The 13,915-nt window shown below is 70.9% G+C and carries 15 protein-coding genes; 8 read left to right on the forward strand and 7 right to left on the reverse strand.

The features are described 5' to 3' along the window. Positions 1-50 precede the first annotated feature (50 nt). A complete protein-coding gene (locus WMR31_RS11315) occupies positions 51-1,406 on the forward strand; it encodes a nucleotidyl transferase family protein (RefSeq protein ID WP_340538929.1) in 1,356 nt (451 codons plus the stop codon). Here the strand turns inward: WMR31_RS11315 and WMR31_RS11320 are convergent. From WMR31_RS11320 to WMR31_RS11335, 4 genes are all read right to left on the reverse strand, one after another. Then, the gene (locus WMR31_RS11320) at positions 1,384-2,460 is read right to left on the reverse strand and encodes a serine/threonine-protein kinase (RefSeq protein ID WP_340538930.1); all 1,077 of its coding nucleotides are present in this window, start codon (positions 2,458-2,460) and stop codon (positions 1,384-1,386) included. The two genes, WMR31_RS11315 and WMR31_RS11320, sit on opposite strands and share 23 nt — an antisense overlap. A 27-nt stretch (positions 2,461-2,487) precedes the next feature. Further along, positions 2,488-3,402: a GNAT family N-acetyltransferase gene (locus tag WMR31_RS11325; protein ID WP_340538931.1), complete on the reverse strand. Its 915-nt coding sequence runs from the start codon at positions 3,400-3,402 to the stop codon at positions 2,488-2,490. 83 nt (positions 3,403-3,485) lie between these two features. Then, positions 3,486-4,052: a YceI family protein gene (locus WMR31_RS11330; protein ID WP_340538932.1), complete on the reverse strand. Its 567-nt coding sequence runs from the start codon at positions 4,050-4,052 to the stop codon at positions 3,486-3,488. 189 nt (positions 4,053-4,241) lie between these two features. Next, the gene (locus WMR31_RS11335) at positions 4,242-4,376 is read right to left on the reverse strand and encodes a hypothetical protein (protein WP_340538933.1); all 135 of its coding nucleotides are present in this window, start codon (positions 4,374-4,376) and stop codon (positions 4,242-4,244) included. A gap of 334 nt (positions 4,377-4,710) precedes the next feature. On the opposite strand from WMR31_RS11335, the gene WMR31_RS11340 reads away from it, so the two are divergent. Next, a complete protein-coding gene (locus WMR31_RS11340; protein WP_340538934.1) occupies positions 4,711-4,974 on the forward strand; it encodes a hypothetical protein in 264 nt (87 codons plus the stop codon). 72 nt (positions 4,975-5,046) lie between these two features. Continuing rightward, a complete protein-coding gene (glmS, locus tag WMR31_RS11345) occupies positions 5,047-6,879 on the forward strand; it encodes a glutamine--fructose-6-phosphate transaminase (isomerizing) (protein ID WP_340538935.1) in 1,833 nt (610 codons plus the stop codon). A 9-nt stretch (positions 6,880-6,888) separates the two neighbouring features. On the opposite strand, the gene WMR31_RS11350 is transcribed toward glmS, so the two are convergent. The 3 genes from WMR31_RS11350 to WMR31_RS11360 are packed head-to-tail and all read right to left on the reverse strand — an operon-like array spanning position 6,889 to position 9,162. Continuing rightward, positions 6,889-7,296 carry a nuclear transport factor 2 family protein gene (locus tag WMR31_RS11350; RefSeq protein ID WP_340538936.1) on the reverse strand — a complete coding sequence of 136 codons (408 nt, stop codon included), beginning with the start codon at positions 7,294-7,296 and terminating at the stop codon, positions 6,889-6,891. Continuing rightward, positions 7,293-7,685, reverse strand: coding sequence for a RidA family protein (locus WMR31_RS11355; protein WP_340538937.1), 393 nt, complete (start codon positions 7,683-7,685; stop codon positions 7,293-7,295). Before WMR31_RS11355 ends, WMR31_RS11350 begins: the two co-directional genes overlap by 4 nt. 34 nt (positions 7,686-7,719) lie before the next feature. Next, positions 7,720-9,162 carry a Na+/H+ antiporter NhaC family protein gene (locus WMR31_RS11360; RefSeq protein ID WP_340538938.1) on the reverse strand — a complete coding sequence of 481 codons (1,443 nt, stop codon included), beginning with the start codon at positions 9,160-9,162 and terminating at the stop codon, positions 7,720-7,722. 278 nt (positions 9,163-9,440) lie between these two features. On the opposite strand from WMR31_RS11360, the gene WMR31_RS11365 reads away from it, so the two are divergent. The 5 genes from WMR31_RS11365 (at position 9,441) to WMR31_RS11385 (ending at position 13,899) form a co-directional block, all read left to right on the forward strand. After that, complete coding sequence (locus WMR31_RS11365) at positions 9,441-9,977, forward strand: helix-turn-helix domain-containing protein (protein ID WP_340538939.1); 537 nt, start codon at positions 9,441-9,443, stop codon at positions 9,975-9,977. Positions 9,978-10,063: 86 nt separating this feature from the next. Beyond that, positions 10,064-10,996, forward strand: a complete 933-nt coding sequence (locus tag WMR31_RS11370; protein WP_340538940.1) for a dihydrodipicolinate synthase family protein — start codon at positions 10,064-10,066, stop codon at positions 10,994-10,996. Then, positions 10,993-12,192, forward strand: a complete 1,200-nt coding sequence (locus WMR31_RS11375; RefSeq protein WP_340538941.1) for an NAD(P)/FAD-dependent oxidoreductase — start codon at positions 10,993-10,995, stop codon at positions 12,190-12,192. The genes WMR31_RS11370 and WMR31_RS11375 overlap by 4 nt, the downstream gene beginning before the upstream one ends. After that, a complete protein-coding gene (locus WMR31_RS11380; protein WP_340538942.1) occupies positions 12,182-12,466 on the forward strand; it encodes a (2Fe-2S)-binding protein in 285 nt (94 codons plus the stop codon). The genes WMR31_RS11375 and WMR31_RS11380 overlap by 11 nt, the downstream gene beginning before the upstream one ends. Continuing rightward, a complete protein-coding gene (locus tag WMR31_RS11385) occupies positions 12,463-13,899 on the forward strand; it encodes an FAD/NAD(P)-dependent oxidoreductase (RefSeq protein ID WP_340538943.1) in 1,437 nt (478 codons plus the stop codon). Before WMR31_RS11380 ends, WMR31_RS11385 begins: the two co-directional genes overlap by 4 nt. Positions 13,900-13,915 lie beyond the last annotated feature (16 nt).

Consider the following 13,915-nt stretch of genomic DNA (forward strand, 5'->3'; position numbering starts at 1 on the left):
CGTCACCGTCGGTCGTGCCGTCCCGCCTCGAGCCTGGGTAGGGTCCCGACGTGATCGCGTCCGTCTTGGCCAGGGCCGGCCTCGCGCTGGGGCTGCTGCTCGGGCTCGCGCTGGCGACCCTCGCCCCGGCCGGCGCCGACGTCGACCTGGGCGGGACCCCGGTCGCAGTCAGCACCGACGCCGCCAACCCGACGCAGCTCATGGCGGGCGTGTGGTCCGACGTCCTGACGGGCCCCGGAGCGAGCCCGGCCCAGACGCACCGCTTCCGCTACGACCGCACCATGGACCAGAGCACGGTGCTCATCGGCCTCACCGCCGCATCGCCGGAGCTCGACGGCGACAGCATCGGCATCTCGGTGACCACTCCGGAGGGCACCGACTGCGGCGACCAGACCGCGTCGTCCGAGTACGGGACCCCCCAGGCGCCGTACGGCGTCGCGGTGATCATCGGCCCGGAGTACTTCGAGGACGCCGAGTCCGACTGCCTTCGCGCGCAGTCCCTCGACTTCGCGGTGAGTCGTGGCACCTCGACGCTCACCTCCGAGCTGCCGGTGGTGATCCGGATCGTGGAGCAGGTGCGGACGGCGACCCCCGAGGTCGACCTGCTGCAGCCGCCGGACATCGCGACCGCATCGGTTCCCACCCCGGGCGATCCCACCGAGCTGGCCGGCGCCGAGTCGTTCGACGACGCACCGCAGGCCGGCACCGGCACCTATGCCGCAGAGATCGCCGAGGGCGAGACCCGACTGTTCCGGGTCCCATTGGGCTGGGGCCAGCAGCTGGCGGCGCGGGTCGATCTACCCGCCCGCGAAGGGGAGGTCGACGTCGCACCGAACGTCGGCTTGGCGCTCTACGACCCGCTGCGCGACAACCTGGGGAGCGGCGTCGATGAGGCGGTGCCGGGCGACAGCTACGACGTCGAGGCCGCGCAACTTTTCAATGCCACCCCGCCCGTGGCCTACCTCAACCGTTTCGACGGCCAGCCGGCCTCGGTGCCCGGCGACTACTGGGTGGCGGTGTCGGTCTCACCGGTCGGCGCGAACGAGGAGGGAAGCGAGCCGATCGACGTGCCGATCACGCTCACCATCGAGGTCAGCGGCGACGCCGGCGGTGACGGCGCTCCGCGCTTCCCCGAGGTCGTCAGCGGCCCGGGCGGCACCGCGACCCCGGAGGGCTACTCGGCCGCCACGCCGTTCCTGATCGACGACGGCGTCTTCGCCGCCGAGGTCTCGCAGTCGCCTCGACAGCCCCCTGGCAGCACCGATGCCGGCGGCACCGCCCAGGAGGGCGACGCCGACACCCGCCGCACCGCCGGTCTGGTGCTGGCCGCGATCAGCGGGGCGATGCTGCTGGCGGGCATCGTGCTCCTGCTGCGCCGCCGGCTCAGCCCACCAGCAGCCAGATAGCGAGCGCGAGGCCCGCCAGGCCGAGCAGGACCAGGATCAGCCCCGGCGTCGCGGATCGACGCCCCTGTGGAGCGGTCGGCGTCGGGGCCGGGACGGGAGTCGGGGTGAACGCCATCGTCGGTGCCCGGCCCGCGATCGCGGTGCCGCCGGGGGCCATCGTCGGACCGCTCGGGACGTCGGCGAGCGTGGAGAGCTCGATCCCGTCGAACCGGTCCGGCACGACCAGCGGATCGGCGTCACCGGCGGGCACGTCGAGGACGCCGGTCGCGGCCAGCTCGGCCCGCATCCGGGTCGCGGAGGCCGGTCGCGCGCCCGGGTCGGCCGCGATGGCCCGCTCGATCACGTCGATGAGGCGATCCCTGGACGTCTCTCCGGTGCGCAGCGGCGAGAGGTCGTCGGCGGGGGTGACCGGCTCCTGGACGGCGGGTGGGCGCTGCCCGGTCAGCATCTCCAGGGCGACCCAGCCCACGGCGTACAGGTCGGCGCTCGGCTCGGGGTCGGCGCCGATCCACTGCTCGGGGGGCATGTAGCCGGGGGTTCCGATCGCGGTGGCCGCTCGGGTCATCCGGGGCTGGTCGATCGGCGCCGCGATCCCGAAGTCCGTCAGCCGCAGATGGGGGCGATCGAGGCCCGGGGTGGGGAAGGGATCGAGGAGCAGGTTGCCCGGCTTCACGTCGCGGTGGATGATCCCGGCGCCGTGCACCGCCTCGAGCGCGGCGAGCAGCTGGTCGATGAGCACGGCGGTCCAGTACGCCGAGAGGGCACCCCGCCCGCGGAGCAGATCGGCCACCGAGCCACCGCGCACCAACGGCATCGTGAGCAGCACCCGGTCATCGAGGCCGGCCCACGACAGCGGGGTGACGACGTGGGCGTGGTCGATCCGCATGGACTGCTCGCGCACGAACCGCAGCAGGGACCCGGCGTCGGACTGGCGCAGGACCTTGGCCGCCAGCACCTGCCCGGTGGTGCGGTCCAGGGCGCGCCAGATCGCTCCCATCCCTCCGTCTGCCACGGGGTCGAGCAGCTCGTAGCGGCCCGCGAACACCTCGCCCATGGCGCAGACGGTAGCCGCGCATTCCCCTCAGAGGGAGATCGCCCGGTTCACCCACACCGATGTGACCTGCATGCCGACCCGCTCGTAGAGCCCGAGCGCACCGGTCCGGCTGTCGGTCGAGAGGCTCGACGTCGCCGCGCCGTGCTCGCGGGCGCGTGCGAAGGAGTCGACCATGAGCGCCTGCGCGAGACCACGCCCACGCTGGTCGCGCCGGGTGGCGAGCCGGTCGATGTAGGCCTCGGGCTGACCGCCCACGCCCTCGGGCACCAACATCACCACGGCCACCGCCGCCACCGCTCCCGCCTCGTCGGTGACGACGCGCAACTGCCACGGCGCGAAGCCCGGACGGTGCAGGACGCCGGCCTCGAAGTCGCCGTACGGCTCGCGGTCGCGCTCGGACCACTCGAGGAAGGCGTCCTCGAGGACGTCGTGCGCCGCGACGTACTGGTCGGGGGACGCCGCCCCGACGGTGTATCCGGCGGGCAGCTCCCGGTCGGCGATGGCCGTTCCGGCCGGCAGTTGGAGCACCCAGCTGGTCCACCGGACGTGATAGCCCAAGGACTCGAGCAGTCGGTCGCCCGGCGAGCCCTGCGGCACCGGCATGCCGACGACGTCGGCACCGTGGGTGCGCGCGCAGTCCTGCATCCACGACGCCAGCCAGGTGCCGATTCCCCGTCCACGCTGGGCCGGGCGCACGGCGGCCTCGCCCCGGTCGCGCCCGCTGACCTCGGCGTAGCCGACCAAGCGCTCGCCGTCGAAGACGCCGACGGTGCGGCTGGTGATGTCGAAGCTCGGCCGCTGCCAGTCGCCGACGATGTCGGCGAGCTCGATCTCGACCGTCCCGAGGTCGTGGAGCTGCTCCTCGGCCATCGTCTCGAAGACCGCGGCCGCGTCGGCGGGTACGAGTGGGCGCTGGGTCAGCCCGTCGGGCAGGGAGGTCACCGGAGTAGTGGAGCAGCACACGCGCGAGGGCCGCGACCCCATTTTGGGAGTCGCGGCCCTCGGCGAACGGCGCGGCGAGTTGCTCAGGCCTGCTTGATGGCCGAGATGTCGAACTCGAGCTTGACCTTCTCCGAGACCAGGACGCCGCCGGTCTCGAGCGCGGCGTTGAAGTTCAGGCCCCAGTCGCTGCGCTTGACGGTGACCTCGCCCTCGAAGCCGACCCGGGTGTTGCCGAACGGGTCCTGCGCGGAGCCGACCTCCTCGAAGGGGATGGTCACCGGGTGCGAGGTGCCCTTGATGGTGAGGTCGCCGGTGACGTTCCAGGTGGAGCCGTCACGCTCGACGTTGGTCGAGGCGAAGGTGATCTGCGGGTTCTCCTCGGCGCCGAAGAAGTCGTTGGTGCGCAGGTGCGCGTCGCGGTCGGCGCTCCCGGTGGCCACGCTGGACGCGGTGATGCTCACCTGGACGTTCGAGGCGGAGGGGTTCTCGGCGTCGATGTGCGCGGTGCCCTCGTACTCGAGGAACTGGCCGCGGACCTTCGTGACCATCGCGTGCCGGGCGACGAAGCCGATCCGGGTGTGCGAGGGGTCGAGCACGTAGTCGCCGGTCAGGCTCTCGAGGATGTGGGTGGAGGCGTCGAAGTCGGACATGGGTGTCTCCCTAGGAAGTGATGAGCCGGAACGGCCAATGTGGTTGAACAGTCAACCATCCCAACTGACGAGGATCCCGGTCCATTCCCCGTTCGCCGAGAAATCTGCCAGGGATCCCGAATGGGGGAAATGGCGAACGCCGCCACGTGGACGTGGCGGCGTTCGACCGAGAGTGGCGGGTGGGACTGCTCAGGCGGCGGCAGCGGGGGTTGCGGCGGTGGCGACCGTCGGGTCGATCCACACCGCCTCCATCCGGGTACGGCCGCGCTCGTCGGTCACCTGGGTCCAGCGCATCTCAAGGTGTGTGCGGCGGTCGTCGTTCATGAGTCATCTCCTGTTCACCTGCTGTTCACCTAGAGTAGCCCATCTCCACTCAGACCGGCAATGAATCCCAGAAATCGGTGGTCGCGCCCCACTGCGATGCCCGCAGGGGCGACTGGTCCGTACCCACGCTCCACCTCCTGAGGTCGGCCGAGATCGTGAATCTGGTCGGTCGCGTCACATCAGTCACATGCGCCCCGTCTACCAAGGCGCCCGGTCGGGCTGGCGGATCTCGCCGAGCTTGGTGCGGTGACACTGCTGCCGCGCAGACGAGAGTTCCTGCCCGATTTCGGGCAGGAAGTTGCCATTGAGGGCACATCGGCGCACGCTCCTCTGCGTGACTGTCGATCCCGAGCTCATCGCGCACCTGGTCGCGAGCACGGGGCTGAGCAGCGCCGAGGCGGTGCGCGTGGTCGAGGACGTCCTTGACTTCCACGCCGAACCGGTCGAGGCGTACGTGCGTCGCCGGCATCACGAGATGAAGACCTATGGCGCGAAGAATCCCGAGATCTTCGCCCGGATCGCCGAGGAGCTGCCCCGGCGCGTCGTCGCGGCGCCCCGGCTCAGCGAACGGCAGCTGCGTCGACTCGTCTACGGCTGAGCGACCGTCTCGGACCACTCACGAACCACCCCTGCCCGAACCCCTGACTCAAGATCATCAAGGAGCGATCACATGTGCGGCATCGTCGGATACATCGGCACCCAGCAGGCCGGTCCCGTCCTGCTCGAAGGCCTCGGCCGGCTCGAGCATCGCGGCTACGACTCCGCCGGGCTCGCGGTCCTCGGGCCGGGCGCGAACCCGGCGCTGCGCACGGTGAAGAAGGCCGGCCGGGTCCGCGACCTGCGCGAGGGGCTGCCGAAGCGCTTCTCCGGGAAGGTCGGCATCGGCCACACCCGGTGGGCCACCCACGGCCCGGCCAACGACGTCAACGCCCATCCGCACACCGACGCCAAGGGGGACGTCGCGGTCGTGCACAACGGGATCATCGACAACGCCGCGGCGCTGCGGCACCGGCTGGCGCGGGAGGGTGTCGACCTCGTCTCCGACACCGACACCGAGGTGCTCGCGCACCTGGTCGCACTGTCGAGCGCCGACACGCTCGAGGGCCGGGTGAGCGAGGCGCTCGCGTTCGTCGAGGGAACCTACGGCCTGGCGGTCATGCACGCCGACTTCCCCGACCGGATCGTGGTGGCGCGCAATGGCAGCCCACTGATCATCGGCGTGGGCGACAAGGAGATGCACATCGCCTCCGATCTCGCGGCCCTCGTGCGCTACACCACCACCGTGGCCCACCTCGAGGACGGCGAGATCGCCACCGTCACCGCCGGCGGCTTCACCACCTATCGCAGCGACCTGAGCCACACCGATCGGCCCACGACATCCCTCGACCTCGACCTGAGCGCCTACGACCCGGTCGGGGAGGAGGGCGGCTACATGCAGCGCGAGATCCTCGACCAGCCGGCCGCTGCCGAGCGGGTGCTGCGCGGTCGGCTCGACGAGCGGTTCGGCACCGCCCACCTCGGCGGCCTCAACATGGACGCCCGGGAGACCCGCGCGATCCGCCGGGTCAAGATCCTCGGCTGCGGCTCGGCCTACTACGTCGGACAGATGGGCGCCTCCCTCATCGAGGAGCTGGCCCGCATCCCCGCCGACGCCGAGGCCGCCAGCGAGTTCCGCTACCGCGATCCCGTGATCGAGCACGACACCCTGTACGTCGCGGTCAGTCAGTCCGGCGAGACCATCGACACCCTGCTCGCCGTCCAGGAGATCCGCCGCAAGGGCGGCCGGGTGATCGGTCTGGTCAACGTCGTCGGCAGCGCCATCGCGCGCGCCTGCGACGGGGGGATCTATCTCCACGCCGGGCCCGAGGTCGCCGTGGCCTCCACGAAGGCGCTCACCACCATGTACCTCGGCTTCGCCCTGCTCGCCCTCCAGCTCGGCCGTACCCGCGACCTCTCGATCGCGGACGGCAAGCGCCTCATCGCCGGACTCCAGGCCCTGCCCGGCCAGATCGAGGAGGTGCTCACCCTGGACGAGCGGCTCGCCACGATCGCCACCAGGCTCGCCGAGGCCGACTCGCTCTTCTTCATCGGCCGGGTCCGCGGCTATCCCGTGGCCCGCGAGGGTGCGCAGAAGTTCAAGGAGATCACCTACCGGCACGCCGAGGCGTACCAGACCTCCGAGCTCAAGCACGGCCCGCTCGCCCTCATCTCCGCCGACGTGCCCACCGTCGCCCTGGTGCCCGACGACGAGCTGACCGACCGCAATGTGGCCGCCCTGCACGAGATCCAGGCCCGCGGCGGTCCGCTCGTCGTCCTCACCCACGCCGGCGTCGACCTCGGCGACGTCGAGTGCGAGCGGATCGACCTACCGCGTTCCGAGCGCGAGCTCGACCCGATCCTGATGGCGATCGCGCTCCAGCTGCTCGCCCTCCACGCCGCCACGACCCTCGGGCTCGACGTCGACAAGCCGCGCAACCTGGCCAAGTCGGTGACCGTGGAGTGACTGCAGCGGCTACTCGGCGAAGACGGGCGCCATGTCGCAGTAGATCCGGCACTGCAGGGCGTCGTCGGCTGAGCGCGTGTACGCACTCACCGCTGGGATGTCCACGCTGCGTCCGTCGGGACGGCCGTAGGTCACGACCGCCTCGAAGATGACGCCGGCGCCGTCGTCCCACACCCGAAGCACCTGATGCTGCATCGAGGGGACCGCCGCGAAGAACTCGCGCAGGGAGGCCTCGATCTCCGCGCTGCCGGTGAGGGTCGGGCCGTTCCCGAAACGCATGGTGCCCGAGGGGCCGAAGGGGGACGCGAAGCCGGCGGCGTCCAAGGCGTCGGCCGACTGGTAGAGGTCCTCCAACCAGCGCGGCCACCGCGGCCCGGTTCCCTTGGCCGGGACGCCCTCGGCCGCTGCGGCCGTCACTCGAGCACCGCCGTGCACTCGATCTCGATGAGCAGGCCGGGGACGGCGAGCCCGGTGACGCCGATGATCGTCTGGGCGGGGTCCTCCGCGCCGTCGGTGACGGAGTGGATCGCCTCGGTGATCACCACGAACTCGGTCGGCAGCGTCGTGTAGACGGTCCTGCGGACGATGTCGGACCAGCTGACGCCGGCCTCCTCCATCGCCACCTGGAGATTGCGCATCGCAGCCTGCGTCTGGACGAAGAGATCCCCCTCTCCGATGACGCTGAAGTCCGGGGCGAGTGCGACCTGGCCGGCGAAATGGACCCAGGTCGAGCCCGAGGCGATGGCGATATGGCTGAAGCCTGGGGCGGGATGCAGCTTCTCGGGATTCTTCAGGGTGCGGGACATGAGGTTCTCCTAGGTTGGACTGTTCGACGGTCGGTCAGGCCAGGTGCGTCGCCGGAGCCGGGATGAGCGCCTGCGCCTGGTCGCGGACCGGTTGCCCGTCGGCACCCTCGTAGGTGCGTCCCCACCCGGTCAGCACGGCCACGATCATCACCACGGTCAGTGCGAGTGGGTAGAGGACGGCGGGGAACAGGTCCAGCGCCGACTGTGGCTCGATCGTGTCGTAGCCCGAGGTGAGCAGCGCTCCGATGAACAAGAACGCGCTGACGAAGGGGACCACGCACGAGACGCCCATGGCGAAGCAGTCCATCACGTTGCACCGCCGGTACGGGTGCAGGCCGACTCGGGAGCCGATCTCGTCGGCGACCGGCCCGAAGGTCATCATCGAGGCCGAGTTGACCCCGCCGAACATCACGGTGGTCGCGGTGATGCCGAGGCCGATGGAGGCCTCGGCCCCACGCGGTGTGTGGACGAAGCGGCTGGCCAGCAGCCCCTCGACGACTCGGTCGAGCACGCCTGCCGCGTTGAGCACGCCCATGATCCCGAACACGGTGATCACCAGCGCCACAGTTCCGATGATTCCGTGCATGCCGGCAGCGATGTAGCCGGTAAGCGCGCCGTCGGTGACGCTGACGACATCCCTGGTGCCGATCAGTCCGAATGCCAGCGCCGTCGCGGTGCCGGTGATCAGGCCGACGGTGATCGCCTTGAAGATGTCACGGGTGACGAATGCGGTCACCATCAGCAGGGCGACCGGGACCAGCATGATCAGCGGCTTGGCGCTCCCGGCCCCGGCGAGCGTCGAGGACGAGGAGCCGTCGCCGGCGACGAAGCCGAGGACGAGGAACCCGACCACCGAGATGGCCGCGGCGGCCAGGGCATAGCGGGCTCGCGAGCTCACCACGCCGGCGATGTCGGCAGCGCCCTCGCGGTGACGGAAACGCTGGGTGGAGGCGGAGATGATCGTGGTGTCGGAGATCGGCGCGACGTTGTCGCCGAGGATGCCGCCGGAGATGATCGCCCCGGCGAGCAGCGCCGGATCGGCGCCGAGGGCGACGCCGGCGGGGAAGAAGATCGGGAAGGCGGTGAACATCGTCCCGATCGAAGAGCCTGTGGCCATCGCCATCAGCCCGACGGCGATGAAGGTGAAGACGGCGATCGAGGAGCCGCTCAGGCCGAGCTCGCCGCCGATCCACACGAAGCCGTCGGAGAGGCCGGTGACCTTGATGAGCTCGGAGAAGATGCCGATCACGAACAGGATCACGATGATCGCGACCGAGGTGGGGCTGGCAATGCCGCGCATCACGGCGTCCCAGAAGCCCTGGTAGTCCTTGGCGAACAGGGCCCCGATCAGTAGCGCGATGACGCCGCCTGCGGCCAGCCCGAGCATGTCGAAGGCCTTGTAGTGCGCGAAGAGCGCTACGCAGCACACGATGAAGACCACGATCGGGACGAACGCGAACAGCCACGTCCCTCGCATCTCCAGTCGAGCGGGGGCCTCGCTCCCGGACTGCCTTGTTCCATCCGCGGCTGATGACGCCATTCTCGGTTCCTTTCGGGGGAGGTCGACCAGCGAGATCAGGTCTCGCCGTCGGACCGTGGGGGTGCGATGAGTATGCACAGTCACTCGGGCGTGTGCAATGACACAGCACGTAAAATCTCCCGATGCAGGACTGCACGCAGTGGTCTGGGGAGCACTGCGGCGTCGTTGTGCAGTGCAACTGGACGGCGTGTGCAGTCGTATCGCATACTGGCGGGGTGATCGGTGATCGACTCAAGGCGCTGCGGACGGCCCAAGGCCTGAGCCTTCGGGCTCTGGCGGAGGAGACCGGGCTCTCGCCCACGCTGATCAGCCAGGTCGAGCGCGAGGTCGCCGAGCCGAGCCTGCGGACCCTGCGCAGGCTGGCCGAGTTCTTCGGCACCTCGGTGGCCACCTTGTTCGACGACGATCACGAGCTCGGCGCCCACATCAGCCGGCCGGGCGAGCGCTCGCGGATCATCTCCTCGACCGGTCACATCCAGTACGAACGGCTGGCGCAGGGGCGCGGCATGCTCGAGGTGCTCAAGGGCGTCCTCGAGGCGGGGGAGACCTCCAGCGACGAGCCGTGGGGACACGATGCCGTCGAGTGCGCCTACGTGCTCACCGGGACGTTGACCGTCGAGGTCGCTGGAGCGAGGTTCGAGGTCGAGCCCGCGGAAGCCATCAGCTTCGACTCCAACCAACCCCACCGCTACCTCAACCACGGTTCCGAGCGCGTGGAGTTCATCTTGTCGGTCACGCCACCGACGCCCTAGATCAGCCGTCAGAACCAGCAATCACTCGCCGGCCGCCGTGGCCCTGCCACGGCCGCTGGCTCAGCCGCTTCGGCGAAGGAGCAGACGTGGACAGGAACGACATCGAGTGGACCGGGTACATCCCGGCGATCACCACCCCGTTCGACGCCGACGGCGCACTCGACCTGGGGGCCTTGGAGGCGCAACTGGACTGGCTCGTCGCGCAGGGCATGCACGGAGTGATCCTCGCTGGCACCAGTGGCGAGTGGTTCTCGATGTCGGAGCAGGAGCGCGCCACGTTGTTCTCGGTCGCGGCGAAGGTGGTGGCCGGGCGCGCGTGGGTGATCGGCGGCTGCAACGCCTTCACCGCGCAGGAGGCCGCTCGACATGCACGGGCCGCGGAGGCCGCCGGGCTCGACGGCGTGCTCGCCACCCCGCCGCCGTACCTGGTGCCCAACCGCCGCGAGATCGTCGGCTTCTATTCCGACCTCGACGCCGCCACCGACATGCCCATCTGCGTCTACAACTGGCCGCGCGGCTGTGTGGTCGACATGGACGTCGACCTGCTCGAGGAGCTCAGCGAGCTCGACGGGGTCGTCGCGATCAAGAACTCGACCGGCGACTTCGCCGGATTCCTCGCAGGTCTCTACCGGCTCAGCGACCGCGTCCGCTACTTCGGCATCCCGACCAGCGCGCTGGGCGCCGACCTGGTGACCCTGGGACGTGGCGATGGCCTGATGGGCTCCGGCGGAGTCCTCGGCTCCGACCACCCCGAGTTCTGGCGCGCCCTGGCCGCCGGGGACCGCGATCGCGCCCTCGCGCTCGGTCAGCGCGACCGGGTGGTGATGGAGCGGTGGTTCAAGCCCGACTATGGCGCACAGTTCGGCAACCAGCAGGCGATCATGAAGACCGCACTGCGTCTGCGCGGCGTCCCGGCCGGATACGTGCGCCGACCGCTGCTCGAGCTCACCCCCGACGAGGTCGCCCGGGTAGAAGACACACTCCATGACCTGGACATCGAGACGGTCGCGCTGAGATGAGCGCGCGCTACGACGTCGCGGTCGTCGGCGGCGGGCTCCTCGGTGCTGCGCTCGCCCGCGAGCTCGCCTCCGACGGGGTCGACGTGCTGCTCCTGGAGCGGGACCAGATCAACCAGCACGCGTCCGGGCGCAATGCTGGGAGCCTCCACTTCCAACTCGAGTACCGCATGATCGAGCGGGGCCTCGACGCCGCTCGCCGCGCTGCCGAGGCGATCCCGCTCCACCTCGAGTCCGCCCGGCTATGGCAGGAACTCGGTGCCGAGATAGGCCCGGCGCTCGGCGTCGCTCAGCGCGGCGGCCTGATGCTCGCCACCGACGCCGAGGGCGCCAGGCGGCTCGAGGCGAAGGCCGAGCTCGAACGGAGCTGGGGACTCGAGGTATCGGTGCTGGACCGGACCGAGACCCATCGGCTCGCCCCCTACCTCGCCGATACCGTGCTCGCCGCCTCCTACTGCCCCGACGAGGGCAAGGCGAATGCCCGCACGGCGGCGCCTGCGCTGTGTCGGGCGGCGGTCGGGCTCGGCGCCGACGTGCTCACTCGAGTCGGGGTCACCGGCCTGGAGCGTGAGGGCTCCCGATGGAAGATCCGCGCCGAGCAGAACTCGGTGCCGATGACCTTCGAGGCCGACATCGTGATCCTGGCCGCCGGCGTGTGGTGCGACGAGCTGGCCGCCATGATGGGCTCGGCCGTGCCGGTCGAGCCGGTGGCGCTGACCATGTCGGTGACCGCGCGCACGGCGCCGTTCACCCCCTATCTGATCCAGCACGCCGGAGCGCGGCTCTCCCTCAAGCAGACCGCAGAGGGCAACGTCCTCATCGGTGGTGGCTGGCCGGCGCGCTTGGCGAGTCATGCCGACGGAACCGTCGACCTGCGCGGGCGAGGAGAGATCGTCTCGACGTCGCTGGCCGGCAACGCCGCCGCAGCGATCGCGGCCGTGCCCTCGGTTACCAGCCTGCCGGTGCTGCGCACCTGGGTCGGAACGACCACCCTGGCCCCCGACCAACTGCCGGTGGTGGGCCCGCTTCCGGGTGCCCCGGGAGCCTTCGTCGCGACGGGCGGGTCGGTGTTCACCCTCGGCCCGGCCTTCGCCGTCCTCCTCAGCGAGCTCGTGCAGGGTCGCACACCGCGCCTGGACCTGCGGCCCTATCGGGTCGACCGGTTCGACCGGGACGAGGCGGTGCGAGATGCCGGATAGCAGCCGCGTCGCTCGGCCGGGCGGCGACCGCTTCGAGATCGCCGTGGACGGGCAGCCGGCCGCCGCCTACGACGGCGACACCCTGGCGGCCGCGATGGTCGCCGCCGGCATCACCCGGTTCCACAGCGGTGTCGACGACTCGCCGCGAATGGTGCTGTGCAATATGGGCACCTGCTTCGAGTGCACCGTCACCGTCGACGAGGTCCCCCTGCAGCGCGCCTGTCTCATCGCGGCGCGCCCGGGCATGGTCGTCACCACGGAGAGCGCCCGATGAGCACTTACGACCTCGGCATCGTGGGTGCGGGTCCCGCCGGCATGACCGCTGCGCTGACCGCGCTCGCGCTCGGACTCTCCGTCGTCGTCGTCGACGAGCAGCAGCGTCCCGGCGGCCAGATCTTCCGGCAGCCGCCGGCCAGCCGGTCGCCGATCCCGAAGGGCGTGGCCGGATACCCGTGGGGACAGTCCCTGGTCGCCGACGCCGAGGCGTCGTCGGGACGCGACGGCATCCGGTGGTGTCTCGGCGCGACGGCGCTGGGGGTGCTGGAGGACGACGCGGGACTCGAGTTGATCGTGCGTCAGGCGGCACGCACCGAGCGGGTGGGCGTCCGCCGGCTGCTCGTCGCAACCGGGGCCATGGATCTCCCGGTCGCCTTCCCGGGCTGGACGCTGCCAGGCGTGGTGACCGCGGGCGGCATGCAGACCATGCTGAAGGCCCAACAGGTGCTGATGGCCCGCAACGTCGTGCTGACCGGTGGGCACCCCCTCCTGCTCCTGGTGGCCGGCCTCATCCTCGATGCAGGGGGCGACATCGCCGAGATCGCGCTGCCGCGCAGCCGGGCGAGCCTGCGTGATCTGCCGCGGGCCGTGGGCGCCCTGCCCGGGCACCTCGGCGTGCTCGCCAACGCGGCCGCGACGGCGGCGAAGCTGGCCCGCTCCCGAGTGCCGGTCCGTCGCGGCGCGATCGTGACCGCGGCGCGCGGCGACGGCCGCGTGGAGGAGGTCGACGTCGCCGCCCTGCGCGCCGACAACACCATCGACCCGGAGCAGGCGCCCCGAACCGTGCCGGCCGACGGCGTCGTCCTGGGCTACGGCTTCCAGCCGGCCACCGACCTGGCGCGACAGGCCGGCTGCGGTCTGCGCTGGGACTCGCCGGCCGGGGGCTGGGTGATCGCCCATGACGATGATCTCCGCACCACGGTCCCGAACATCTTCGTCGCCGGCGAGCCCGCGGGCGTCGCGGGCGCAGACCAGGCCCGCGCCGAGGGGCGGCTCGCGGCGCTGATGGTGGCCGCGTCGGTGCGCGGTGACGACGGCGTCGCGGATAACGACGTCGAGAGCGCACGCCGCGACGTGCGCCGGGCCAGGCGCTTCGCCTCGGTGGTCCAGCGCCTGTTCGAACCCCCGCGAGAGACGCTCACCGACCTCGCCCGGGGCGACACGACGGTGTGCCGATGCGAGGCCGTCACCCGCGACGACGTCGAGGTCGCGATCGAGGCGAATCCGTTCCTGTCGAGCACCAATGCCCTCAAGCTCGAGTGCCGCACCGGGATGGGTCCGTGCCAGGGCCGCTACTGCGAGCTGACGACCGCGGGGCTCCTCGCGCGGGGTAGGGACATGTCGATGGAGCAGGTCGGTCCGCTGAACGCACAGTTCCCGATCAGGCCGGCCACGGTGGGCGAGATCGGCCGGATGGCCGAGCCCGAGTAGCTCGGCCTCGTAGGCT

Source organism: Nocardioides epinepheli (assembly GCF_037936805.1).
In the GTDB taxonomy this organism is placed as follows: Bacteria; Actinomycetota; Actinomycetes; order Propionibacteriales; family Nocardioidaceae; genus Nocardioides.